We start from the raw sequence: 23,264 nt of genomic DNA, 5'->3' as shown, positions 1-23,264 counted from the left end.
ATGGCAAGGCAAAGTGAAATAAATAATATTTTTGCGCAAACGTCGTTTCTTTATGGTGGAAATGCAGATTATATTGATCAGCTTTATGCCGAATATGAAAAAAATCCCACGAATGTAGATCCGCAATGGCGCACTTTTTTTGAATCTTTTCAAGATAATAAAGAAGATGTTTTTAAAAATGCTAAAGGGGCAACTTGGCAGCGTGATCATTGGCCGTTAAAAGCAAATGGAGAGTTGGTTTCCGTTTTAGATGGTGATTGGTCTACTCTTGAAAAACATTTTAGTGATAAATTAAAAGAAAAAGCAGCATCTGGTGCAACGCAAAAAGACGTGTCTTCTAGTCAACAAGATATTATTCAGGCGACACGTGATTCTGTTTCTGCAGTTATGATGATACGCGCTTTTCGAACACGTGGGCATCTTCGTGCACAGCTTGATCCCCTTCAATTGTCAGAAAAACCTGATGATTATAAGGAATTATCTCCGGAGTCATATGGTTTTAGCCCTGCTGATTATGAACGCCCAATTTTTATCGATAATGCTTTAGGGTTGGAATATGCAACAATTTCACAAATGCTTGAAATTCTCAATCGTACGTATTGTTCGACAATTGGCATAGAGTATATGCATATTTCTGATCCTACTCAGAAAGCATGGATTCAAGAGCGTATTGAAGGATTAGATAAACAAATTTCTTTTACACAAGAAGACAAAAAAGCTATTCTTAACAAGCTTATTGAGGCAGAAGGTTTTGAACAATTCTTAGATGTTAAATATAAAGGAACAAAACGTTTTGGAATTGATGGTGGTGAAGCGCTTATTCCTGCTCTTGAGCAAATTATTCAGTGTGGTTGTTCTTTAGGCGTTCAAGAAGTTGTTTGTGGAATGGCCCATCGTGGTCGTTTAAATGTTCTTTCACAAATTTTTACAAAGCCACATCAGGCTATTTTTCATGAATTTGAAGGAGGTTCTTATAAACCTGATGATGTGGAAGGATCGGGTGATGTAAAATATCATTTAGGAACGTCAGCAGATCGTGAATTTAATGGTAAAAAGGTTCATCTCTCTCTTTTGGCTAATCCGTCCCACCTTGAGATTGTTGATCCGGTTGTTATGGGTAAAGCGCGTGCTAAACAAGATCTGCTTGTTGGTTCTGTTCGTACTGAAGTAATACCGTTAAGTGAACGTGCAAAAGTAATGCCACTATTAATCCATGGTGATGCGGCTTTTTCAGGACAAGGTGTTATTCAGGAAACTTTTGGACTTTCTGGATTAAAAGGTTATCGTGTTGCTGGTTCTATCCATGTCATCATAAATAATCAAATTGGATTTACGACAGATCCTCGTTTCTCGCGCTCTTCACCTTATCCATCAGATGTTGCAAAAATGATTGACGCACCTATTTTTCACGTCAATGGTGATGATCCAGAAGCGGTGGTTTTTGTGGCAAAAATCGCAACGGAATTTCGGCAAATTTTTCATAAACCTGTGGTTATTGATATGTTCTGTTATCGTCGTTATGGGCATAACGAGGGAGATGAACCTTCTTTTACACAGCCACTTATGTATAAAGCCATTCGTAATCATAAAACAACAGTTCAGATTTATGGCGATAAGTTGGTGGCTGAGGGTGTTGTTGATCCAAAAGATATTGAACAGCAAAAGAAAGCATGGCGCGATAAGCTTGAATTAGAATTTGAAGCAAGTTCTGGTTATAAGCCAAATAAAGCTGATTGGTTGGATGGAAGTTGGGCAGGTCTTCAAGCAGCTAATGATTCAGGTGATCAAAATTGCGGTGTGACAGGCGTTGGGGTGCAAACTTTAAAGGAAATTGGAAAAAAACTTGTTGAAATCCCAGAAAATTTTCATGTTCATAAAACCATCCAGCGTTTTTTAAATAACCGTGCTAAAATGTTTGAAACGGGTGAAGGAATTGATTGGGCTACAGCAGAAGCTTTAGCTTTTGGTTCACTTTGTTTGGAAGGGGCTCCAGTTCGCCTTTCTGGTGAAGATGTTGAACGTGGAACTTTTTCGCAGCGTCATTCGGTCCTTTATGATCAAGAAAATGAAACGCGTTATATTCCTTTGAATAATTTGCAAAAAGGACAGGCTATTTATGAAGTTGTAAATTCTATGCTTTCTGAAGAGGCTGTTCTTGGTTTTGAATATGGGTATTCTCTTGCTGAACCTCGCGCTTTAACGCTTTGGGAAGCACAGTTTGGCGACTTTTCTAATGGTGCGCAAGTTATTTTCGATCAATTTATTTCATCTGCAGAACGCAAATGGCTTCGCATGTCTGGTCTTGTTTGTTTATTGCCTCATGGTTTTGAGGGACAAGGGCCAGAACATTCTTCAGCACGTTTAGAACGTTTTCTTCAATTATGTGCAGAGGATAATATGCAGGTTGCTAATTGTACTACACCTGCAAATTATTTTCATATTTTGCGCCGACAAATTAAACGTGATTTTCGTAAACCTCTGATTTTGATGACGCCAAAATCGCTTTTGCGTCATAAACGTGCGGTTTCTTTTTTGAATGAAATGGGAGCGGAAACGCGTTTTCAGCGTTTATTACTTGATGATGCAGAGCATCTCAAAAATTCTGTAATTAAATTACAAAAAGATAATAAAATTCGTCGTGTCGTTATTTGTACGGGTAAAGTTTATTATGACCTTTATGAAGAACGTGAAAAAAGAGGAATTAATGATATTTATTTATTGCGTGTTGAGCAACTTTATCCTTTCCCAGCAAAAGCTTTGGTGAATGTTTTGTCGCGTTTTTTACAAGCAGAAATTGTTTGGTGTCAGGAAGAACCCAAAAATATGGGAGCGTGGTCGTTCATTGAGCCTTATTTGGAATGGGTTTTAACACATATTAATGCGCAATATTCGCGTGCACGTTATGCTGGGCGTCCTGCAAGTGCGTCGCCGGCTGTTGGATTGATGCGGAAACATCTTGAACAGCTTGCCGCGTTTCTTGAAGACGCGTTAGGTTCTTAATTAATTATTACTCTGGTGTATGGAAGAAAATTATGGCTACTGAAATCCGTGTTCCTACTTTGGGTGAGTCGGTTACTGAGGCAACAATTGGTAAATGGTTTAAGCGTCTTGGTGAAGCTGTGTCTATGGATGAACCTTTGGTTGAATTAGAAACTGATAAAGTAACAGTTGAGGTTCCCTCACCTGTTGCAGGGAAATTATCCGAAATTATTGCAAAAGAAGGTGATACCGTTGAAGTGAATGCACTTTTAGGATTGGTAGAAGCTGGAGTTGCAGGTGATGCACCATCGACGGCTGCTACATCTTCTGCATCGACGACTGCTCCTCTTTCATCAGAAACAGGATCACCTGAAATAACTCAGTCTTCTTCAGGAAGTTCAATGCCTCCTGCTCCTTCAGCAGCAAAATTGATGGCTGAAAACAATCTTGCGAAAAATGATGTTACGGGGTCTGGGAAGCGTGGACAAATTCTCAAAGGAGATGTTCTTGATACGTTGGCACAAGGAACAAAGTCATCAGCTTCTTTTTCCTCTCCGGTAACCTCTACGGATGATGTCCATGAAGAGCGTGTTCGTATGACAAAGTTACGTCAAACAATTGCACGCCGTCTTAAGGATGCCCAAAATACTGCAGCAATGTTAACCACATTTAATGAGGTTGATATGTCTGCAGTAATGGATTTACGGAAGCGTTACAAAGATATTTTTGAAAAAAAACATGGCGTTAAGCTTGGTTTTATGGGCTTTTTTACAAAAGCTGTTTGCCATGCGCTAAAAGAGCTTCCTGCCGTTAATGCGGAAATTGATGGGACGGATATTGTCTATAAAAATTATGTCAATACGGGAATTGCTGTTGGAACGGATAAAGGACTTGTTGTTCCGGTTGTTCGTAATGCAGATCAAATGTCAATTGCAGAAATAGAAAAAGAAATTGGCCGCTTGGGGCGTCTTGCTCGTGATGGAAAATTAGCAGTTAATGATATGCAAGGAGGAACATTCACGATTACAAATGGGGGTGTTTACGGATCGTTAATGTCTACGCCAATTTTAAATGCACCGCAATCTGGTATTCTAGGAATGCATGCAATAAAAGAACGTGCAATGGTTGTTGGCGGTCAAATTGTTATTCGTCCAATGATGTATTTGGCGCTTTCTTATGATCACCGTATTGTTGATGGACAAGAAGCGGTAACTTTTCTTGTGCGTGTTAAAGAAAGTTTGGAAGATCCAGAACGCTTGGTTCTTGACTTGTAAACATAGTTTTTCAAAATGAAAGGAAAAACAAATGTCTTATGATGTTGTTGTAATCGGCGCGGGTCCTGGTGGTTATGTAGCAGCGATAAAAGCAGCGCAATTGGGGCTTAAAGCTGCAATTATTGAGAAACGCACAACACTAGGAGGAACATGTCTTAATGTTGGATGTATTCCTTCTAAAGCTTTATTACACGCTTCAGAAGTTTTTGCTGAAGCGCAACACGGTTTTGAAACTTTGGGTGTTTCAGTTTCTAAACCTAAGCTTAACCTTGAACAAATGATGATGCACAAAAAATCTGTCGTGACAGCTAATACGAGTGGCATTTCATTTTTAATGAAAAAAAATAAAATTGACACGTTTGAAGGGACAGCCAAAATCTTAAGCGCAAATCAAATTGATGTTACGGCTCAAGATGGTCATCAACAAACGATTTCAACAAAAAATATTATTATTGCTACAGGATCAGACGTTTCAGGTATTCCTGGTGTCAGTGTTGATATTGATGAAAAAGTTATCGTATCTTCTACCGGAGCACTTGCGCTTGAGAAAGTTCCTGAACGTATGGTGGTTATCGGCGCTGGTGTTATTGGTTCAGAGCTTGGTTCTGTATGGAATCGTCTCGGTACTAAAGTGACAGTTGTTGAGTTTCTTGATAAAGTTTTAGGCTCAATGGATGGTGAACTTTCTCGGCAATTTCAAAAATTAATGGAAAAGCAGGGAATTGAGTATAAGCTTGGCGCAAAAGTAACAGCTGTTACTCGATCAGATTCAGGAGCTAAGGTGACTTTTGAATCTGTTAAAGGTGATTTAACTGAAACTTTAGACGCAGATGTTGTTTTAATTGCTACGGGACGTGTTCCATATACAGAGGGACTCGGTTTAGCAGAAGTTGGAGTTCAAGTAGATAAGCGTGGCTTTATTGAAACAAATGAGCACTGGCAAACGAACATTGCAGGTATTTACGCAATTGGTGATGTTATAAAAGGGCCAATGTTAGCTCATAAAGCTGAAGAAGAAGGCGTTGCTGTTGCTGAAATCTTGGCTGGTCAAAAAGGTCATGTTAATTTTAATGTTATTCCCAGTGTTGTTTATACACAGCCAGAAATTGCGAGTGTGGGTAAGACAGAAGAAGAACTGAAAGCTGCTGGAATTAGTTATAATATTGGCAAGTTTCCGTTTATGGCTAATGGGCGTGCACGTGCAATGCAAAAAAGTGATGGATTTGTTAAAATTCTTGCCGATAAAAATACAGATCGCGTCTTAGGTGGACATATTCTCGGATTTGGTGCTGGTGAAATGATACACGAAATTGCGGTTTTAATGGAATTTGGTGGCTCATCAGAGGATTTAGGGCGTTGTTGTCATGCCCATCCTACTTTATCAGAAGCCGTTCGAGAAGCTGCTTTAGCAACATTTTCTAAACCACTTCATACTTAAAAATCTTTTAGAGGCGTTTTGTTTTTTAGCAGAAATTGGCAGAAAAAAGAGCTTTTTATAAGTTTGTATATTTTTTGATAAAACCACCTTTTTTAAAGGTGGTTTTATCGTATCTTAAAGATATGAATAAATTAAAATTGTAATTTTTTATCTTCTTGTTGTTCTCTTATGTGGGTAGGAAGTCCCATACGGTCGAGACATTTAAGAAAAGGAATTGGTGGGAGTTCTTCTACGTTAACCATGGTTTTAACATCCCATGTGTCTGTAGCAATGAGAATAGCTGCTGCAGCTGCCGGTACACCAGCTGTGAAAGAAATTCCTTGTGCAGCTGTTTCATTAAATGCTTGTTTATGATCAGCTACATTATAAATGAAAATCTCTCTTGGTTTTCCATCTTTTTCACCTTTAATAAGATCTCCTATACAGGTTTTTCCCGTATAATTTGGCGCTAAAGAAGCGGGATCTGGTAAAACAGCTTTCACAACTTTCAAAGGGACAACCTCTTGTCCTTCTGCGGTTTTTACCGGTTGTTCAGACAAAAGCCCAAGATTTTTAAGAACAGTAAAAACCGTTATATAACGTTCTCCAAATCCCATCCAAAAGCGAATATTGGGAACATTAAGATTTTTAGACAATGAATGGATTTCATCATGTCCTGACATGTAAGCTCTTTGTTTTCCAACAACGGGGAGATCCCATTCTTGGCTAACTTCAAACATCTGATTAGAGATCCACTTTTTATTTTGCCATGACCATACTTGTCCCGTAAATTCTCGAAAATTAATTTCTGGATCAAAATTTGTAGCAAACCAATGTCCATGGCTGCCAGCATTAATATCAATAATATCGATATCGGTAATTTTGTCAAAATAATCATTATAGGCTAATGCTGCATACGCATTAACAACACCGGGATCAAATCCGGCTCCTAAAATGGCAGTTATACCAGCTTTTTCACATTCTTGACGTCGAGGCCATTCATAGTTGTTATACCAAGGTGGTGTTTCACAAATTTTTAGAGGATCTTCATGGATTGCGGTGTCAATATAAGCACATTTGGTTTCAATACAGGCTGAAAGAACAGACATGTTAAGAAAAGGAGAACCAACATTAATGACAATTTCACATCTCGTTTTTTGAATAAGCGCTATAACTTCTTCTACTTTCATTGCATCAACGGCGTGACTTTGAAGAACATTTTCTACTTTCATTGCTTTTTTATCCTTAATGGAAGCAATGATGGCATCACATTTTTTCAATGTTCGTGAAGCAATATGGATTTCTCCGAGAATGTCGTTATTTTGAGCACATTTATGGGCGACAACTTGCGCAACACCCCCAGCACCAATAATGAGAATATTTTTCTTCATTGTGGTTTTATCTCCTTTTAATATTGTCTGTCACATAACTGTTTTAACACATTAGTTTATTATGAAAGGTTATTTTTATAATCATTATATCCGAATTGACGTTGAAGTGTTAACGTACCATCACATTCTTTGATAACAATAGAAGGCATTTTTACGCCATTAAACCAATTTTTTTTGACCATTGTGTATCCTGCAGCGTCTTGAAAAGATAATCTATCACCGATTTTAAGAGGTTTAGGGAAGTGAAAGGTTCCAAAAATGTCTCCAGCAAGACAAGATTTTCCACAAATCATAATTTCATGAGGGCCTTGATTGGGTTCTAATTTGGCGTTTTCGCGATAAATTAAAAGATCAAGCATATGCGCTTCGACAGAACTATCAACAATGGCGATATTTTTTTGGTTGTATAGTGTGTCAAGAACACTAACTTCAAGGGTTGTGCTTTTGGTAATAGCAGCTTCTCCCGGTTCCAAAAAAACGGTTACATTATAAGTTTGGGCAAAATGTTTTAGACGTTCCGCAAAGATTTCTAGAGGGTAGTTTTCGGCAGTAAAGTGGATGCCTCCACCAAGACTAATCCAATCAACCGCAGAGAAAAGATCTGAAAATTTTTCTTCCATATGATTAAGCATCTGATTAAAAAGATTAAAATCAGAATTTTCGCAATTATTATGTATCATTAAACCATTGATGAGAGGTAAAATTTCTTGAATAGCGCTTTTATTTGTTTCACCTAAACGACTAAAGGGGCGAGAGGGATTTGCGAGATCAAAATTTGATGCGCTTATTCCTGGGTTTAATCTTAAACCTCGTTCAATACTTTTTGTAGAGTTAGAAAAACGTTGAAGCTGTTGGATGGAATTAAAGATAATTTTATCTGCATAATCGCACGCTTCATCAATTTCATCGTCTGCCCAAGCAACGGAATAAGCATGGGTTTCTTTGCCAAATTTTTCTCTTCCTAAGCGCAATTCATAGAGAGATGATGATGTTGTTCCATCCATATACTCCGACATAAAATCGAACAGACTCCATGTGGCAAAACATTTTAAAGCCAAAACAACTTTTGCTCCCGATAGTTTTCGTAATCGGGTAATAGTTTCCATGTTCTTTATGAGTTTAGATTTATCGATAAGATAATAAGGTGTGCTTATCATTGTTTATTTATTCTCGTTATGAAGGATCTTATTATTCATATTCGCGTTTAGTACGCATGGCAACAGCATGTCTCAAGAAAAGAAGAATTGTAAAGGAAAATCTGTTTTCATTTGACAGTCCTAAAGACAGCTTGTTGTTGAGTTTTGTTTTTTTGAGATTTGTGTTATGCGTATTATTAATAATTTGTGTTATGTTTTAGCAATTATGTTTATTGGAAATATTTTTGTGATGTTAACCAATATTGCTGGTTTAGCGCAAAAAGATGATGCTGAAATAATCCCTCAATCTTCTTTTCAAGAAGATTTTGCTCCTTTAGTTATCACAGGTCGTAAAGAGCTTAATGGTTTTAAGGGATATCATAATTATCGACATGGGTATCGTAAGTATAGTGATAATTGGTGGTATCCTGAGGCAGCATTTCTTGTATTTGAAAATGTGGATGTTAAAAATATTTCTTTAGAAACAGTATTGGCTTCACCAAAAAGAGAGAAAGCTTATTCTGTAGAGAGAAAAAAGCCATGGATGCTTAAACAGCATATCGATTCTTGTATGAAACGCTATCGTTCTTATAATATCAATGATAATAGTTATCAACCTTTTCATGGAGCTCGAAAACAATGCATTTCTCGTATTTTTAAAGGATGAGGAAATCCTTAAAGATAAATGAAATTCGAGATATGTTCCATTTGTTTTTAAGAAAAGGATTGTTTCATAAGAGTTTTTGATGTTTTTAAGCTTATTTAAAGTTTATAGACTTAGTATAAAATGAAAAATGACAATATGTTTTTTGTACTTTTTCATTTTTATTTTTTTGATGGCAAAGTATGCAAAGTAAGGTGGAACTTAGAAAATGACAACACGGGAAGCAATGTTGATATTGTTGGTTTTGCTTCCTTTTAGTGGTAGCTTTATTATTGGTTTTTTCCGTTCAACAGCTAAAAACAATGAAGCGTGGTTTGCTGGAGCAATTGCTCTTTTCAGCTTTCTTTTTACAATTATGCTGTATCCTGCAGTTCGTGGAAATCGTGTCGTTCGTTTAGATATTTCTTGGCTTCCGGAGTGGGGTGTTAATTTTGTTCTACGTATGGATGGCTTATCATGGCTTTTTAGCCTTTTAATTGCGGGAATTGGGCTGCTTGTTGTTGTTTATGCGCGTTATTATATGGATCCTGCGGATCCAGTTCCGCGTTTTTTCTCTTTTTTGCTTGCTTTTATGGGATCTATGATAGGAATAGTTTTATCAGGCAATCTCATTTTTTTGGTGATTTTCTGGGAAATAACAAGTGTTTTCTCTTTTTTATTAATTGGTTATTGGCATCATAATGCTAATGCGCGTGATGGGGCACGCATGGCGTTAACGGTTACAGGTTTTGGTGGTTTTGCGCTTTTTATTGGAGTTTTACTCATTGGGCGGATTGTTGGCAGTTTTGATTTAGATAAAGTATTACAGTCTGGAGATCTTATTCGGTCGAGTTCTCTTTATCTTCCTGTACTCATTTGTCTTTTGTTAGGAGGATTAACGAAGAGTGCACAATTTCCATTTCATTTTTGGTTACCAAACGCAATGGCTGCACCAACGCCGGTATCAGCTTATTTACATTCAGCAACAATGGTGAAAGCGGGATTATTTTTGCTTGTTCGTTTATGGCCAGTTTTATCAGGAACAGAATCTTGGTTTTGGTTGGTTGGTTTTTCGGGACTCATAACATTGCTTCTTGGTGCATATTTTTCAATGTTTCAGCAAGATTTGAAAGGTTTATTGGCTTATTCGACGATTAGTCATCTTGGTTTGGTTACCACGCTTTTAAGTTTTGGAAGTCCGCTTGCCTGTGTTGCTGCAATCTTTCATATGGCTAACCATGCAACTTTTAAAGCTTCTTTATTTATGGCAGCAGGTATTATTGATCACGAAACAGGCACACGTGATATGCGTCGGTTAACAGGTCTTTTCCGTTATATGCCTATTACAGGAACTCTTGCTCTTGTTGCCAGTGCAGCGATGGCTGGTGTTCCTTTGTTAAATGGTTTTTTATCGAAAGAAATGTTTTTTACTGAAGCAATTGAAACGCATATGGAGTCATGGCTAGATTGGATTGCTCCTTATGTGGCAACGCTAGCGAGTTTATTTAGTGTCACTTATTCTTTACGCTTTATGCATGGTGTTTTTTTCGGAAAAAAACCCGTTGATTTACCTAAAATACCACATGAACCACCGCATTTTATGCGCTTACCAATAGAATTGTTAGTTTTTATTTGTTTAGCGGTCGGTATTTTTCCAAATTTTACCATAGGACTTATTTTGGATAATGCGGTTGTAGCTGTTTTAGGAGCTATGACACCTTCTTATAGTTTAGCTGTATGGCATGGCTTTAATACTCCATTAATTATGAGTTTTATAGCTTTATCAGGAGGGATATTACTTTATATTATAGGACATCGTTATTTCCTATTTTGTGAGGAAGGTCCTCCTTTCCTTCGGAATTTAAAAAGACAACGAATCTTTGAACGAATCTTTATGATGATTTCTTGGAAGTGGCCATGCAGAGCTGAATCCTTTTTATCAACATGTCGTTTACAGATTCAATTACATTGGGTATTGGGTATATGTTTTGCATTTGCTGGCCTTTTGCTTTGGTATGATGGTTTAATTTTAGCAGGTTCTTTGTCGTTGTCTCTTCCTGATTTTCCTTTTATTATTTTTTGGTTGATTGGTGGAACGTGTGCACTTTTAGTTGCTTGGCAAGCAAAGTTTCATCGTTTTGCATCATTAATGTTATTGGGTGGCGCTGGTTTGATGACTTGTGCAACTTTTTTATGGCTTTCTGCACCTGATTTGGCGGTAACACAATTAGTTGTGGAAGTTGTAACAACCGTTCTTTTGCTTCTTGGTTTACGGTGGTTGCCTAAACGTTTGTATGATCCTGCTTCTTTTCCTATTTCTTTTTCAGTTCGATTACGTCGTTTGCGTGATTTTATTATAGCGTGTGTCGGGGGTATAAGTATGGCGTGGTTGTCTTTTGCGATGATGACACGTCCACAAGGAAAGACAGTCTCTGATTTTTTTCTTACTCATGCGTATTCTGATGCAGGTGGACGTAATGTCGTGAATGTTTTGTTGGTTGATTTTCGTGGATTTGATACAATGGGGGAAAGTGTTGTCTTGGGCATTGTGGCTCTTACTATCTTTGCTCTTTTACGGCGTTTTCGTCCTGCTCCTGAAAGTATTGATGCGCCTTCTCAGCAGCAAAAGCAAACAGCTTTTGACATGGCACAGCCTAATCGTGAAATTGGAGATACATTATCAGATTATTTAGCTATTCCGGCTGTTATTATGCATTGGCTCTTTCCGGTTATTCTTGCTTTTGCAATTTATTTATTGATGCGTGGACATGATCTTTCAGGAGGTGGATTTGCTGGTGGTGTTACTTTAGCAATAGGTTTTATTTTGCAGTATCTTGCGGCGAATATTCGCTGGGTGGAAAATCGTCTCCGTGTTTTACCTCTGCTTTGGATCGGTTTTGGCTTATTGCTATCAGTTGCAACAGGGGCGGGTTCATGGTTTTTTGGATTTCCTTTTTTAACATCCTTTTTTCAGTATATTGATATACCTTGGATTGGAAAGGTTCCTGCAGCATCTGCTTTTTTATTTGATGTTGGTGTGTTTTCCCTCGTTTTGGGAACGACTGTTCTTATTTTAATTGCGATCGCACATCAATCAATCCGTCGTTACCGGATTGGTAAAAAATCTGTTACGCAAAAGAGGTAAGGTAAATGGAAATTGTTCTTTCTTTAGGGATTGGTGTTCTCATTGGATCAGGTCTTTGGCTTCTTTTGCGCCCGAGAACTTTTCAAGTTATTCTCGGTTTATCTCTTATCTCTTATGGTGTGAATCTTTTTATATTTTCTATGAGTAGACCACGCAGTAATGCTGTGCCGATAGTTGATCCTTCTGTTGTAATTCATCCAGCAAATTATGCTGATCCTCTTCCACAGGCTTTAGTGTTGACTGCGATTGTTATTGGTTTTGCTACAACAGCTTTATTTTTGGTCATTCTTTTGGTTTCACGCGGTTTAACAGGTTCTGACCATGTTGATGGATGTGAGGGAAAGTGATGGAATCTTGGTCGCACCATTTACTTATTTTACCAATTATTTTGCCATTAAGCACAGGAGCTGTTCTTCTTTTTTATGATGAGCGGCGTTCAGAACTGAAATCATGGATAAGTCTTGCTTCGGCAGGTCTATTGGTTATGATCTCTGTTTTGTTACTTGCGCGTGCTCTTGAAGTAGCGCCAGCCTCAGATGTGTATCGTCTTGGCAACTGGCCTTCTATTTTCGGCATTGTTTTAGTTCTTGATCGTTTAAGTGCTATGATGCTTTTACTTTCAAGTGTGTTGATTGCTGCAGCATTAGTTTTTTCGCAAGCTCATTGGTATAAAGCAGGTTCTCATTTTCAGTCATTAATGCAGTTCTTGATGGCGGGGATAAATGGTGCTTTTTTGACAGGCGATTTATTTAATCTCTTTGTTTTTTTTGAGGTTATGTTAACGGCTTCTTATGGTCTTGCTTTACACAATTCAGGTTTGTTGCGAATCCGTGCAGGTTTGCATTATGTGGTGATTAATCTTGTTGCCTCGTTGCTTTTTTTAATTGGTATATCACTTATTTATGGTATCGTTGGCACGCTAAATATGGCGGATTTAGCTATCAAAATAAAACATATTGATACAACAGATATTGTTTTATTTGAGATGGGTGCAGCATGTTTGGGTATCGCTTTTTTGCTTAAAGCTGGTATGTGGCCGCTTAATTTCTGGTTGGTTCCAACTTATAGTGCTGCAGCGGCACCTATTGGTGCTTCGTTTGTGATTTTAAGTAAAGTAGGCATTTATGTTATTTTACGTTTAACATCGTTATGTTTTGATGTTGAAGGTGGACACTTTGCTCATTTTGGTCAGATAATTTTCTTTTATGGTGGGCTTGCCACTTTAATTTTTGGTTTTATCGGCATATTGGCGAGTCAAGCTTTAGAACACTTGGCTGCCTATAATGTTATTGTATCTTCTGGCATATTGTTAACAGCACTTGGAATAGGAAATACAGCGCTGACTACTGGTGCATTATTTTATATTGTTGCCTCAACTTTGGCTATAGGGGCTTTTTTTCTTTTGGTTGAATTGATTGAGCGTAATCAAGATATAGATGCTAACACTCTTGATTTTACAGTGGAAGTATATAGTGAAGATGAAGAAGAAGAAAAAGACGATGAAGTTGGCGTTTATTTTCCAGTCACTTTGGCAATTCTTGGGGCTTGCTTTGGTATTTGTGCGATTCTGATGATTGGGATACCACCTTTTCCTAATTTTATTGCTAAATTTATGATGTTCACAGCTGTTTTGAACTCAAATAAAGGAGATTTTTTTTCTTCTGGACTTGTTGTACGGGATTGGCTCTTTGTCATTTTGGTTGTCATTTCAAGTTTTGCAACTTTAATTGCAATGACGCGCGTGGGTATTCGAACTTTTTGGGTTTCTCTTGAAGGAAAAGTGCCGCGTGTACAGGTTATTGAATTTACACCTATTGTTACCTTATTAGCTCTATGTTTTATTATAACAGTTAAAGCTGGATCCGTTGGTTATTATATGTCTGAAACCGCTAAAACTTTACATGATCCTAAAAACTACATTGATAGCGTTTTAAATGATTTTTCTTTAAAAAATGTGAGGAAAAATCAATGAATCGCTTTTTACCTTACCCATTTTTAACTGGTTCAATTGTTTTTATGTGGTTGAGTTTGAGTGGTTTCACTTTGGGTCAATTGCTTGTAGGGATTATAGTTGCCTTGTTTTGTGGTTGGATAATGCAGCGCTTGGAACCAGAAAAAATCATAATTAAAAACTGGAGCGCGGTTTTTGTACTCGCTTTTCGAGTGTTTATCGATTCGATTTCTTCACATGTCTCGGTGGCTTATTGTACTTTAAAAAAGAAAAAAGAATATCAGTCTGGTTTTGTTGTTATTCCGCTTTTGCTTGAAAATCGCACAGCACTCGCTGTTTTAGCGTGCATTTTTTCATTAACACCAGGGAGTATTTGGGTTGCTTATAATAAAAAAAACAAAGAGCTTTTAATTCATGTGCTCAATTTGACAAATGAAAATGATTATAAACAATTGATTAAGCAACGGTATGAAGCATTGCTTTTGGAGATTTTTGCATGAGTATGGTCATTCTTTCTTGGGGTTTTTTTCTTGCACAATCTTTTTTGAGTTTGGCGATGATTTTAGCATTATTTCGATTGGTTCGTGGCCCAAGAGCGCAAGATCGTATCGTTGGGTTGGATACTCTTTATATAACAGCTGCTCTTTTGTTTCTTACATTTGATATTCGTTCAGAAACAACCATCTATTTTGAAGCTGCTCTTATCATTAGTCTTTTAGGTTCAGTTTCGAGTATCGCTTTGGCAAAATTTTTGATGCGTGGAGAAATTATTGAATGAAAGAAGATATTTCGCTGTGGATTGCTATTATTATCGCTTTTTTTTTAGTGCTTGGATCGGGTTTTGCATTGATTGGAACGATAGGTCTTCTCCGTTTTTCTAATTTTTATGAACGTTTGCATATGTCTTCTTTGGGTGCAAATTGGGGTGTTGGTAGTATTCTTATAGCTTCGTTTCTTTATTCAATATTTGTGAACCATCGTTTTGTTATTCATGAAATTTTACTGATGATTTTTTTTATTGTGACAATACCCATAACGTCTATGTTGATATCACAGGCAACTGCCTATCGTAACTATTTATCAAATTATTTGGAAGAATCGCTGGCTTTTCTTCTGGATAAGACAAAAGAAAAATCATCTAAAGAAGAAAAATTACCAGATTGAAACCAGCGTGAGTTAATTCTTAATTTTTTTATTTTACTTCTTTTGCTTCTATACACAGGATAGGTTTTTCTTCTTTAGGATCATTGATAAGATCATAAAACGCGACTTCATTTTTGTTTTCCCACCAAACATATTGAGCGCCTACATATTTTGCTCCTGTGGCGGAAATAACATTAGCTCCAATGATCCGCTCATTTGGCCACTTTAAATCTACTAATGCGATATTATTGAAATTGAGATAAGTTGCTTCTACTCTCTCTTTATTCGTTCCAATATTACATTGATAAACAATAGTGTGTTCTGATGGTTTTGCATCGTTTGGAATTTCAATAACTAAATAACCAGCAGAAGCATTGGTTAGGTTGAAAAGTGATAAACTTAAAAAAGCGGAAAGCTGTAAGATAAGTGGAGTTTTCTTCATGACATTTCCTTACTGATTAGAATAATAATGTTGATTCTTCTACACACAGGATAGGTTTTTCTTCTTTAGGATCATTAACAAGATCATAAAGCGTAACTTCATTTTTACTTTCCCACCAAATATACTGAGCTCCCATATATTTTGCTCCTGTAGCGGAAATAACATTGGCTCCAATGACACGTTCATTTTTCCATGTGAAATCAACTAATGCAATGTTATTTGCATTAAGATAAGTTGCTTCTACTTTCTCTTTATGGTTTCCGGTACCACATTGATAGGAAATCGTTTGTGTTGTTGGTTGCGGATGATCTGAGACTTCAATAACTAAAGAACCAGCAGAGGCATTGGTTAAGTTGAAGAGTGATAAACTTAAAAAAGCGGAAAGCTGTAAGATAAGTGGAGTTTTCTTCATCGTATTTCCTATTTATAAATTATGCAAAATAATAACTTTGATTAATGTGATGGTGTCTACGGCAGGATTCGAACCTACGACCCCAGGATTCATACCACTTCGACTTTCATCGCCAGCTTCATTAGGGTCAGCTGTTTGTGGTCTGGACTGTCTCTTTACCTTGAAGCTTGTGCTTTTTAGGCACTGCCCGTTCAGTCTCTACACCTTCCTCTCTGTTTTAAAGAGAGACTTGGCTCGGGATTGGCATATAGTTCCCTATGAAGCTTTCCCCGAATTTGAGCAGATCCACTTTGAGAATTTCTCCTTAAAGCGCCCAATTTTCTTAGGAATCCTGTGCTCTATCCTACTGAGCTACGCAGACCCAATTATATTTATTCTTTTAACGAAAGTATAAAAATTAATCAATTATATTATATAAGTAACTCTTATTGTGTTTCCATTAATTTTTGTTCTAGAAAAGTTCAAGTGATATTTTTGTGATAACTGATAAATCATATTTATATTTTAGAATGATAATTAAGCTATTTTGTGAATTTTTGTACTCTAAGAAAGAAAAGTTTATCCGTATTTTTATCATGAAGAATTAAATATTAATTATAGAAGTGAAAGTTTTTAAACACATGCTCAAAACAAATGAATGGATGAGATATAATGATCCGTTTTCCATTGTTTTTTGAATACAAGCTACACTTCTCGCTTTAAATTAATATGATCCAGTTATTACTTTTATAGTTTATTATGATAATGTGCTTTTCAATAATGACTCATTTTATTGTATTGAGATTTTTTTAGATGAAGTCATTTTTCACAATTTTATTTTCAGCGTTTATCTGCTTTAAAGTCAATTTCTGTTAATCTTTATAAGCTATGATAGAGTGCGAATTGTTTTTTGTAGTTTATTATTTATGCCAACATTAACCAGACTTTTAATAATTCTTTTTATTCTTCTCGCAATTATTTTCAGTATTATGGGTGCGCTCGTTATTTGTGTTAAACCCATAACAACGGATATACAGATTGATATCCCGTTAGATTCATTGAATACATCTTTAAAAAGAGATAAATAAGATGATTGACCGTTTTCTTGAAATGATGAGTGCTGAGCGGGGAGCATCTACTCATACGCTTGAAGCTTATAGGCGTGATTTGCAATGGGCACAAGATGAGTTATCTTCACATTCTGTTTCTCTTTTTTCTGCACAAAAACAAGACTTGATTGATCTTTTATCGCTTATGCATCAGGTTGGATTTGCTGCAACATCACAGGCGCGTCGCTTATCAACGTTGCGCCAGTTTTATCAATTTCTTTATGCTGAAGGATTAAGAGCAGATGATCCTTCCAGTGATATTGAGGCACCCCGTAAAGGATATCTTTTGCCGAAAGTGATCAGTGAAGATATCGTGGTAAAATTGCTTGATTTTGCAGAATTCGAGGTCAATCAAACGGAGTATGGTTCAAAAGAGCATTTTCGTGCCTTACGTCTTCAAGTATTGATTGAAATGCTTTATGCAACGGGTTTACGTATTAGTGAGTTAGTGAGTCTTCCGGTTCAATCGGTGCGAAGGAAAGAGCCAGTTATTTTAGTGCGTGGTAAAGGAGAAAAGGAACGGATAGTGCTTTTATCAGAAAAAGCGCGTCATGTTCTTTCTCAATGGTTGGTATTGAGAGATCAAAGAAAAGATGCGGGCAGTCTTTATCTTTTTCCTGCTCGTTCATTAGCAGGATATATTGCTCGCCAAGTTGTTGCACGAGAATTAAAAAATCTCGCAAAAAGAGCGGGTGTAAAAAACGACGATTTTTCTCCTCATGTGTTACGTCATGCTTTTGCGAGTCATCTTTTGCAAAATGGAGCTAATTTGCGTGCTGTTCAACATTTATTAGGACATTGTAGTATTTCTACTACGCAAATTTACACACATGTATTAGAGACAGGCCTTTATCGACTAGTTAATGAACATCACCCTCTTGTCGATTAATAGAAGACCAAGTAAAGAAAGAATTATATTTTAAAAACTTTATAAAATAAATTTGTTAGTATATGAATTATACAAAAATAAGTTGGATGGAATGTATAATTATCTTGATTTTGAAAAACCGGTCGCTGATCTTGATATACAAATTCTTGAGTTGAAAAAAATTGCTCAAGAAAAAGGAAGTCTTGATATGAGCGATGAAATTGCACGTCTTGAGATGCGTTCTCAAACAGCTTTGAGAGATCTTTATAAAAAATTATCACCATGGCAAAAAACACAAGTCGCTCGACACCCTGATCGACCTCATTTTGTGGATTATGCAACACAATTATTCAGTGATGTTACGCCTTTAGCCGGTGATCGTAAATTTGCTGAAGATGAGGCAATTCAAGCTGGTTTTGCACGTTTTCAAGGGGAAGCTATTGCTTACATCGGTCAAGAAAAGGGTCATGATACGCAATCGCGGTTACGCCATAATTTTGGCTCTGCGCGTCCAGAAGGATATCGCAAAGCAGTACGTATCATGGAAATGGCTGATCGTTTTGGTTTACCGTTGCTTACTTTTGTGGATACTGCTGGTGCTTATCCCGGTGTCAGTGCTGAAGAGCGTGGACAAGCAGAAGCAATTGCTCAATCGACAGCGACAACATTGCGTTTACGTGTTCCTGTTGTTTCTCTTATTATTGGTGAAGGGGGATCGGGAGGAGCAATCGCTATCGCTGCGGCTAATAAAGTCTATATGTTGGAGCATTCAATTTATTCTGTGATTTCACCAGAAGGGGCTGCTTCTATTTTATGGCGTGATCCGACTCGTGCAAAAGATGCTGCAACAAATATGCGTATTACTGCTCAGGATCTTTATAATTTAAAAGTTATTGATGGTATTATTGCGGAACCTTTGGGAGGAGCGCATCGAGGAAAAGAAGCTGTGATTGAAGAAGCCGGTAATGTTATTTCAGAAGCTCTAAAATCTATGGCTGGTAAAGAAGGTGAAGTGATTAAGCAAGAACGTTGGGAGAAATATCTTCAAATTGGCCGTTCTTTAGTTTGATGTGAGCCTTTATCAGTTGGAGTTTTTAATGAAATTCAGCCGGCGTTTTGCTTTGTTTTTTTTGTGTTTATGTGGAATGTTAGCAGCTTGTCAGAAAAGATTGCCAACTTCTATTCGAGCTAAAGCTGAACAGCGCTTACCTAAAAAACTTCAAGAGAAAATGGCGGCGCATAATATTGATCAATATGCACCCATTATGATGCGATTTTTTAAAGAAGAAAGTATCGCTGAAGTTTGGAAGCAAAATCGGATGGGATCATTTGTGCTTGTGGCACGTTACGATATTTGCAAATGGTCGGGGCAACTTGGACCCAAATATAGAGAAGGAGATTTTCAAGCACCAGAAGGGTTTTATAAGATTGGTGCCAATCAAATGAATCCTTATTCGAAGTATTATCTTTCTTTTAATGTGGGCTTTCCTAATCTTTATGATCAGGCTAATGGCCGTACAGGAAGTTACCTTATGGTTCATGGAGGCTGTGCTTCTGCAGGATGTTACTCTATGAATGATGAAAATATGGCACAGATTTATGCTTTCGCTCGAGATGCTTTTAGAGGAGGGCAAAAAGAATTTCAGCTACAAGCTTTCCCTTTTCGTATGACGGATGAAAATATGATGCGTCATCGTTTAAGTCCTCATTACCAATTTTGGACAGTTTTGAAAGAGGGCTATGATATCTTTGAAATGGAACGTAAGCCTCCAAAAGTTGATGTTTATGAGAAACGCTACGTTTTCAATCAATTTACAGATAAAGGTTCAATGTCTATCATTCCATAAAATATATAAAAGAGATATTATGCTTTTTTTAGGTGATGTTCTTTTTTTAATGAAGTGCAATGTGTTTTATGGAGAGACGCATATTTGAATGATTGATTAAGTTTTAAATGTCATCCCAGGAATAACTAAGGGATTATCTAGAAGAGCTATTTTGTCTGCGGTATCGATTGCTGGCTTATTTAAAAAAATGTCAAAAATTTCCTGAATCGTTTCTTTTTCAAGATTATCTGTAATAATGATAAAACGAGTTTGTGTAATTCCTTTGGGCCATTTTGGAAGTCTTATTGGTGGGTGGAAAAATGCCTGTATACCGTGCAAAATTATTGGACGGTGTGGGTCATCGTGTAATGCAATAATTGCTTTTATGCGTAATAATTTTTGGCTATAAAGGCTTTTTATATGATCGAGAAAAGACTCTAAAGCAGAATAATGAATTGGTTCCTCACAATCGAGTGAAAAGGTACGAATCTTTTTATGATGAGAATGATGATTTTGAGAAAAAGTAAACCATTTTTTTAGATGAGTATTTTCTTCTTTTGCATCCCATAATGTTTTATTGATTAATGTTTTTAGGCAGAATTGATGTGAATGGGCGTTGATGATTTGCGCTGTAGGGTTAATCGCTTTAAGTGTTTTAATCAGTGTCTCTAAAGGAATTTTTGAATCAAGAAGATCGGTTTTTGTGAGAAGAATTGTGTCTGCAAAAACGAATTGTTTTTGTGCTTCAGGATATTGTTCTAATATAGAAATTGTGTTCAATGTATTACAGGTTGCAAGAACAGCATCGATGGTAAATGCTTGTGCTAAATCAGGATGACTGAGAAGTGCTTGTAAAATAGGGGCAGGATCAGCTAATCCTGTTGTTTCAATAATAATGCGATCCAGTTTTTTGAGACGTCCTGTTTGAATACGATCAATAAAATCAATCAATGTATTTATTAAATCGCTGCGCAAATCACAACACAAACAGCCATTTGCTAACTCGATGATTCCTTCTGTTGTTTTTACAACAAGCAAATGATCAATACTGACTTCACCAAATTCATTGATGATCACAGCACTATTTGTAAAAAGAGGGTCTTGGAGTAGACGATTCAGTAAGGTTGTTTTGCCTGAGCCTAAAAAACCAGTGATGAGAGTAATGGGAATACGTTTTTCTTTTTCTTCAATCGTCATTATAGTTCGCGGTGCTTATCATAAGTGAAGTTCAGGTCGTTGGTGGGGAATGGGAATTTTTCGTACTCTTTTTTTTTGAGTTTTATATTTTTTGGGAACAGAAATGAGTTTGACTGAGAGAGGTAAAACATAAGCAGGTACATCATTAATCAATGGTGAAGTGAGAATAATATTTCCTTTTTTATCATAAGCGTCCACAAGTATTTGTATTGATTCAGGTGTGCATACTTGGTGCCTCATGTCAGTTATTTTCTTTGTTTTTGTCCCATAAGGTTGTAGTGTTGCTAAGGTTAATGTCATTGATCCTTGGTGTGAAAAACTTTCTTCGAGAAGCTGTGCTGCTTTTTCTTCTCTTTTTTTAATCGTATCTGACCCTAAAATTACAGCAATAATCGTGCGTTGGTTACGGGTTGCTGAAGCAACAAGATTAAAACCAGAAGCACAAATGAAACCCGTTTTCATTCCATCTATTCCATCAAAACGACCGATGAGATTATTTGAATTAAATTCAATTTTTGCGCCGTTTCCAAAATCAATAGCTGGAATAGAAAAATAATGAGCATATTGAGGAAATTCTCGACGAATTTGAACAGCTAAAAGAGCAATATCTCGTGCTGTGGAATAATTATTGGGATCTGGTAGTCCACTTGCATTAGCAAAATGAGTTCCAAACATACCTAACCGTTGAGCTTGTGCATTCATTTCTTGTACAAAAGCTTTTTGTGACCCAGCAACAGCTTCACTCATGGCAATGGCTAAGTCATTGGTGGATTTAACGAGAGTGATACTTAAAGCTGTTTCCAATGTAAGAATTGAGCCTGCTTTATATCCTGAACGACTGGGAGGTGCTTTTGCTGCATTTTTGCTAATAGTAATTTGGTGTTGTGGTGAAATTTTTCCTGCTTTTATAGCATGAAAAATAACGTAAGCGGTCATTAATTTTGTTAAAGAAGCAGGGTACCAACGTTCAAAAGCTTGATTGTGTGCTAATATTCGTCCCGTTGTTGTATCAACAGCGATGAAAGGATGCGCAAAGGCAAAAGTACTGCTTATGTTGAGTGTACAAAATAAAAAAATATTACAAAAAAATTTACACATAAAATGGATTCAATAATTTCTCAGTTTGAATGATTTAAAATTGTTTTAATGGTAAAACATAATAAGTATGTACATATCCGTTAAATCAAAGATAAAATTTAATCACGGATAGGACCTTCCCAATGATAGCCGAGTGTTTGAAGTCTTTTAACGGCAGAAGGTGGCATTGGTGGAGGAGTTGAGTCTTTTGCAGCTAATAAAAGCAATTCGTCACAAGCTTCCTCTGTTTTTTTGATGAGTTTTTCGCGGAAATCACTTTTGCTTAAGTTTGCCTCTATGGGAGGAAGAATACGAACGCGGATTGTGCCTGGGTAGCGGCGAAAATTATTTCGTGGCCAATATAAACCGGCGTTGTGAGCAATGGGAACAACTTGAAGTCCGAGTTCGTTGTAGAGCGCAAGAATACCCGGTTTATAGTCTGGTTCTTGGCCGGGTTGTCGACGAGTTCCTTCAGGAAAGATTAAAATTTGTCGGCCTTGTTTTGCTTTTTGTTTTGCAATTTGTATGATGGTTTTCAGCGCTTTAATAGGGCTTGTTCGGTTAATCGGAATAATTTGTGTTTTTGCCATGTACCAGCCAAAAAAGGGAATCCACATGAGTTCGCGCTTTATAATGAGAACAGGGTCATCTAAATAAGGAACAAGGCTAAAAGTTTCCCATGCAGATTGATGTTTAGGCGCGACAATATAAGCCCCTTTGGGTAAGTTTTCTAAACCTTCGATTTCGTAGTTTGTGCCAGCGATGTATTTTTGCAAAAAAAGAGTGATGCGCGCCCATGTTTTTGGAACAATCCATGCTTTTTTACGCGGCATTAAAAAATAAAAAGGGGCATAAAGAATCATTTGTAAAAAGGTTGCAATGTAAAAAACTAATGTAAAAAGAAGAGAACGAAAAACAAGCACGACATTGTTCTGTTTCATGGTTGCTAAAAACCTTATTGTATAAATCAGTTATACCTGAAAAATATCTTTATTTATATTTTTCAGTTATTTATTTTTAAATGTTTAAAATATAATACAAAACAATTGATGACATCATAAATACTTAAAAACAAGTTTTTTATTTTGCCATTTCTCTTCGTTGTTATTTCTCAAATTTTTATTGAAATTGTAATCTTGTGTTGATCATAACAATCCCTGATAGTGAGTGTGGTAAACATGAATAGCAATATCCGTATTTTCTACATTATATTTTTATTCATTGAATTATTTTGAAATATGCAAATAAGCATAAGATATTAAGTTTTACAGCTGA

At 36.7% G+C, this 23,264-nt stretch carries 20 protein-coding genes; 13 read left to right on the top strand and 7 right to left on the bottom strand.

Annotation, left to right across the window (positions count from 1 at the left end; all coding sequences use genetic code 11):
* The 3 genes from NPY00_RS00365 to lpdA are packed head-to-tail and all read left to right on the top strand — an operon-like array spanning position 1 to position 5,691.
* The gene (locus NPY00_RS00365; RefSeq protein ID WP_269020048.1) at positions 1–3,000 is read left to right on the top strand and encodes a 2-oxoglutarate dehydrogenase E1 component; all 3,000 of its coding nucleotides are present in this window, start codon (positions 1–3) and stop codon (positions 2,998–3,000) included.
* Positions 3,001–3,032: 32 nt separating this feature from the next.
* On the top strand, positions 3,033–4,253 hold the full coding sequence (odhB, locus tag NPY00_RS00360; RefSeq protein ID WP_269020047.1) for a 2-oxoglutarate dehydrogenase complex dihydrolipoyllysine-residue succinyltransferase: 1,221 nt from the start codon (positions 3,033–3,035) through the stop codon (positions 4,251–4,253).
* Between the two features lie 31 nt (positions 4,254–4,284).
* A complete protein-coding gene (gene lpdA, locus NPY00_RS00355) occupies positions 4,285–5,691 on the top strand; it encodes a dihydrolipoyl dehydrogenase (protein ID WP_269020046.1) in 1,407 nt (468 codons plus the stop codon).
* Between the two features lie 131 nt (positions 5,692–5,822).
* Here lpdA and NPY00_RS00350 read toward each other — a convergent pair whose 3' ends face one another.
* Both NPY00_RS00350 and nspC read right to left on the bottom strand, forming a co-directional pair.
* Positions 5,823–7,061 (bottom strand): saccharopine dehydrogenase family protein, encoded by a 1,239-nt coding sequence (locus NPY00_RS00350; RefSeq protein ID WP_269020045.1) that lies wholly within the window; start codon positions 7,059–7,061, stop codon positions 5,823–5,825.
* A gap of 59 nt (positions 7,062–7,120) precedes the next feature.
* Positions 7,121–8,218 (bottom strand): carboxynorspermidine decarboxylase, encoded by a 1,098-nt coding sequence (nspC, locus tag NPY00_RS00345; RefSeq protein ID WP_269020044.1) that lies wholly within the window; start codon positions 8,216–8,218, stop codon positions 7,121–7,123.
* Positions 8,219–8,384: 166 nt separating this feature from the next.
* Between nspC and NPY00_RS00340 the strand changes: the two genes are divergently transcribed.
* The 7 genes from NPY00_RS00340 (at position 8,385) to mnhG (ending at position 15,100) form a co-directional block, all read left to right on the top strand.
* On the top strand, positions 8,385–8,864 hold the full coding sequence (locus tag NPY00_RS00340; protein ID WP_269020043.1) for a BA14K family protein: 480 nt from the start codon (positions 8,385–8,387) through the stop codon (positions 8,862–8,864).
* 205 nt (positions 8,865–9,069) lie between these two features.
* Entirely contained in the window at positions 9,070–11,985 is a 2,916-nt protein-coding gene (locus NPY00_RS00335) for a monovalent cation/H+ antiporter subunit A (protein WP_269020042.1), read from the top strand.
* 5 nt (positions 11,986–11,990) lie between these two features.
* Complete coding sequence (locus NPY00_RS00330) at positions 11,991–12,332, top strand: Na+/H+ antiporter subunit C (protein WP_269020041.1); 342 nt, start codon at positions 11,991–11,993, stop codon at positions 12,330–12,332.
* Positions 12,332–13,957, top strand: coding sequence for a monovalent cation/H+ antiporter subunit D (locus NPY00_RS00325; RefSeq protein WP_269020040.1), 1,626 nt, complete (start codon positions 12,332–12,334; stop codon positions 13,955–13,957). Before NPY00_RS00330 ends, NPY00_RS00325 begins: the two co-directional genes overlap by 1 nt.
* Positions 13,954–14,436: a Na+/H+ antiporter subunit E gene (locus NPY00_RS00320; protein WP_269020039.1), complete on the top strand. Its 483-nt coding sequence runs from the start codon at positions 13,954–13,956 to the stop codon at positions 14,434–14,436. The genes NPY00_RS00325 and NPY00_RS00320 overlap by 4 nt, the downstream gene beginning before the upstream one ends.
* A complete protein-coding gene (locus NPY00_RS00315) occupies positions 14,433–14,714 on the top strand; it encodes a K+/H+ antiporter subunit F (RefSeq protein WP_269020038.1) in 282 nt (93 codons plus the stop codon). Before NPY00_RS00320 ends, NPY00_RS00315 begins: the two co-directional genes overlap by 4 nt.
* Entirely contained in the window at positions 14,711–15,100 is a 390-nt protein-coding gene (gene mnhG / locus NPY00_RS00310) for a monovalent cation/H(+) antiporter subunit G (protein ID WP_269020037.1), read from the top strand. Before NPY00_RS00315 ends, mnhG begins: the two co-directional genes overlap by 4 nt.
* Positions 15,101–15,128: 28 nt before the next feature.
* On the opposite strand, the gene NPY00_RS00305 is transcribed toward mnhG, so the two are convergent.
* Both NPY00_RS00305 and NPY00_RS00300 read right to left on the bottom strand, forming a co-directional pair.
* Entirely contained in the window at positions 15,129–15,521 is a 393-nt protein-coding gene (locus tag NPY00_RS00305; protein ID WP_269020036.1) for an MliC family protein, read from the bottom strand.
* Between the two features lie 16 nt (positions 15,522–15,537).
* On the bottom strand, positions 15,538–15,933 hold the full coding sequence (locus NPY00_RS00300) for an MliC family protein (RefSeq protein WP_269020035.1): 396 nt from the start codon (positions 15,931–15,933) through the stop codon (positions 15,538–15,540).
* A 1,068-nt stretch (positions 15,934–17,001) separates the two neighbouring features.
* Between NPY00_RS00300 and NPY00_RS00295 the strand changes: the two genes are divergently transcribed.
* From NPY00_RS00295 to NPY00_RS00285, 3 genes are all read left to right on the top strand, one after another.
* Positions 17,002–17,910, top strand: coding sequence for a site-specific tyrosine recombinase XerD (locus NPY00_RS00295; RefSeq protein WP_269020034.1), 909 nt, complete (start codon positions 17,002–17,004; stop codon positions 17,908–17,910).
* Positions 17,911–18,001: 91 nt separating this feature from the next.
* A complete protein-coding gene (locus tag NPY00_RS00290; RefSeq protein WP_269020033.1) occupies positions 18,002–18,958 on the top strand; it encodes an acetyl-CoA carboxylase carboxyltransferase subunit alpha in 957 nt (318 codons plus the stop codon).
* Between the two features lie 28 nt (positions 18,959–18,986).
* Complete coding sequence (locus NPY00_RS00285) at positions 18,987–19,736, top strand: L,D-transpeptidase family protein (protein ID WP_269020032.1); 750 nt, start codon at positions 18,987–18,989, stop codon at positions 19,734–19,736.
* A gap of 96 nt (positions 19,737–19,832) precedes the next feature.
* On the opposite strand, the gene NPY00_RS00280 is transcribed toward NPY00_RS00285, so the two are convergent.
* From NPY00_RS00280 to NPY00_RS00270, 3 genes are all read right to left on the bottom strand, one after another.
* The gene (locus tag NPY00_RS00280; RefSeq protein ID WP_269020031.1) at positions 19,833–20,912 is read right to left on the bottom strand and encodes a CobW family GTP-binding protein; all 1,080 of its coding nucleotides are present in this window, start codon (positions 20,910–20,912) and stop codon (positions 19,833–19,835) included.
* A gap of 18 nt (positions 20,913–20,930) precedes the next feature.
* Entirely contained in the window at positions 20,931–22,010 is a 1,080-nt protein-coding gene (locus NPY00_RS00275) for a D-alanyl-D-alanine carboxypeptidase family protein (RefSeq protein WP_269020029.1), read from the bottom strand.
* 98 nt (positions 22,011–22,108) lie between these two features.
* Positions 22,109–22,930 (bottom strand): lysophospholipid acyltransferase family protein, encoded by an 822-nt coding sequence (locus NPY00_RS00270; RefSeq protein WP_269020028.1) that lies wholly within the window; start codon positions 22,928–22,930, stop codon positions 22,109–22,111.
* Positions 22,931–23,264 lie beyond the last annotated feature (334 nt).

Origin of the sequence: Bartonella sp. F02, from assembly GCF_026929975.1 — a bacterium.
Classification (GTDB): Bacteria; Pseudomonadota; Alphaproteobacteria; order Rhizobiales; family Rhizobiaceae; genus Bartonella.
This window is presented reverse-complemented; position numbering and strand designations above follow the sequence as displayed.

Coding starts and splice junctions, on each gene's coding strand:
- NPY00_RS00365 (WP_269020048.1), top strand. CDS start 1: ATGGCAAGGCAAAGTGAAATAAATAATATTTTTGCGCAAACGTCGTTT.
- odhB (WP_269020047.1), top strand. CDS start 3,033: ATGGCTACTGAAATCCGTGTTCCTACTTTGGGTGAGTCGGTTACTGAG.
- lpdA (WP_269020046.1), top strand. CDS start 4,285: ATGTCTTATGATGTTGTTGTAATCGGCGCGGGTCCTGGTGGTTATGTA.
- NPY00_RS00350 (WP_269020045.1), bottom strand. CDS start 7,061: ATGAAGAAAAATATTCTCATTATTGGTGCTGGGGGTGTTGCGCAAGTT.
- nspC (WP_269020044.1), bottom strand. CDS start 8,218: ATGATAAGCACACCTTATTATCTTATCGATAAATCTAAACTCATAAAG.
- NPY00_RS00340 (WP_269020043.1), top strand. CDS start 8,385: ATGCGTATTATTAATAATTTGTGTTATGTTTTAGCAATTATGTTTATT.
- NPY00_RS00335 (WP_269020042.1), top strand. CDS start 9,070: ATGACAACACGGGAAGCAATGTTGATATTGTTGGTTTTGCTTCCTTTT.
- NPY00_RS00330 (WP_269020041.1), top strand. CDS start 11,991: ATGGAAATTGTTCTTTCTTTAGGGATTGGTGTTCTCATTGGATCAGGT.
- NPY00_RS00325 (WP_269020040.1), top strand. CDS start 12,332: ATGGAATCTTGGTCGCACCATTTACTTATTTTACCAATTATTTTGCCA.
- NPY00_RS00320 (WP_269020039.1), top strand. CDS start 13,954: ATGAATCGCTTTTTACCTTACCCATTTTTAACTGGTTCAATTGTTTTT.
- NPY00_RS00315 (WP_269020038.1), top strand. CDS start 14,433: ATGAGTATGGTCATTCTTTCTTGGGGTTTTTTTCTTGCACAATCTTTT.
- mnhG (WP_269020037.1), top strand. CDS start 14,711: ATGAAAGAAGATATTTCGCTGTGGATTGCTATTATTATCGCTTTTTTT.
- NPY00_RS00305 (WP_269020036.1), bottom strand. CDS start 15,521: ATGAAGAAAACTCCACTTATCTTACAGCTTTCCGCTTTTTTAAGTTTA.
- NPY00_RS00300 (WP_269020035.1), bottom strand. CDS start 15,933: ATGAAGAAAACTCCACTTATCTTACAGCTTTCCGCTTTTTTAAGTTTA.
- NPY00_RS00295 (WP_269020034.1), top strand. CDS start 17,002: ATGATTGACCGTTTTCTTGAAATGATGAGTGCTGAGCGGGGAGCATCT.
- NPY00_RS00290 (WP_269020033.1), top strand. CDS start 18,002: ATGTATAATTATCTTGATTTTGAAAAACCGGTCGCTGATCTTGATATA.
- NPY00_RS00285 (WP_269020032.1), top strand. CDS start 18,987: ATGAAATTCAGCCGGCGTTTTGCTTTGTTTTTTTTGTGTTTATGTGGA.
- NPY00_RS00280 (WP_269020031.1), bottom strand. CDS start 20,912: ATGACGATTGAAGAAAAAGAAAAACGTATTCCCATTACTCTCATCACT.
- NPY00_RS00275 (WP_269020029.1), bottom strand. CDS start 22,010: ATGTGTAAATTTTTTTGTAATATTTTTTTATTTTGTACACTCAACATA.
- NPY00_RS00270 (WP_269020028.1), bottom strand. CDS start 22,930: ATGAAACAGAACAATGTCGTGCTTGTTTTTCGTTCTCTTCTTTTTACA.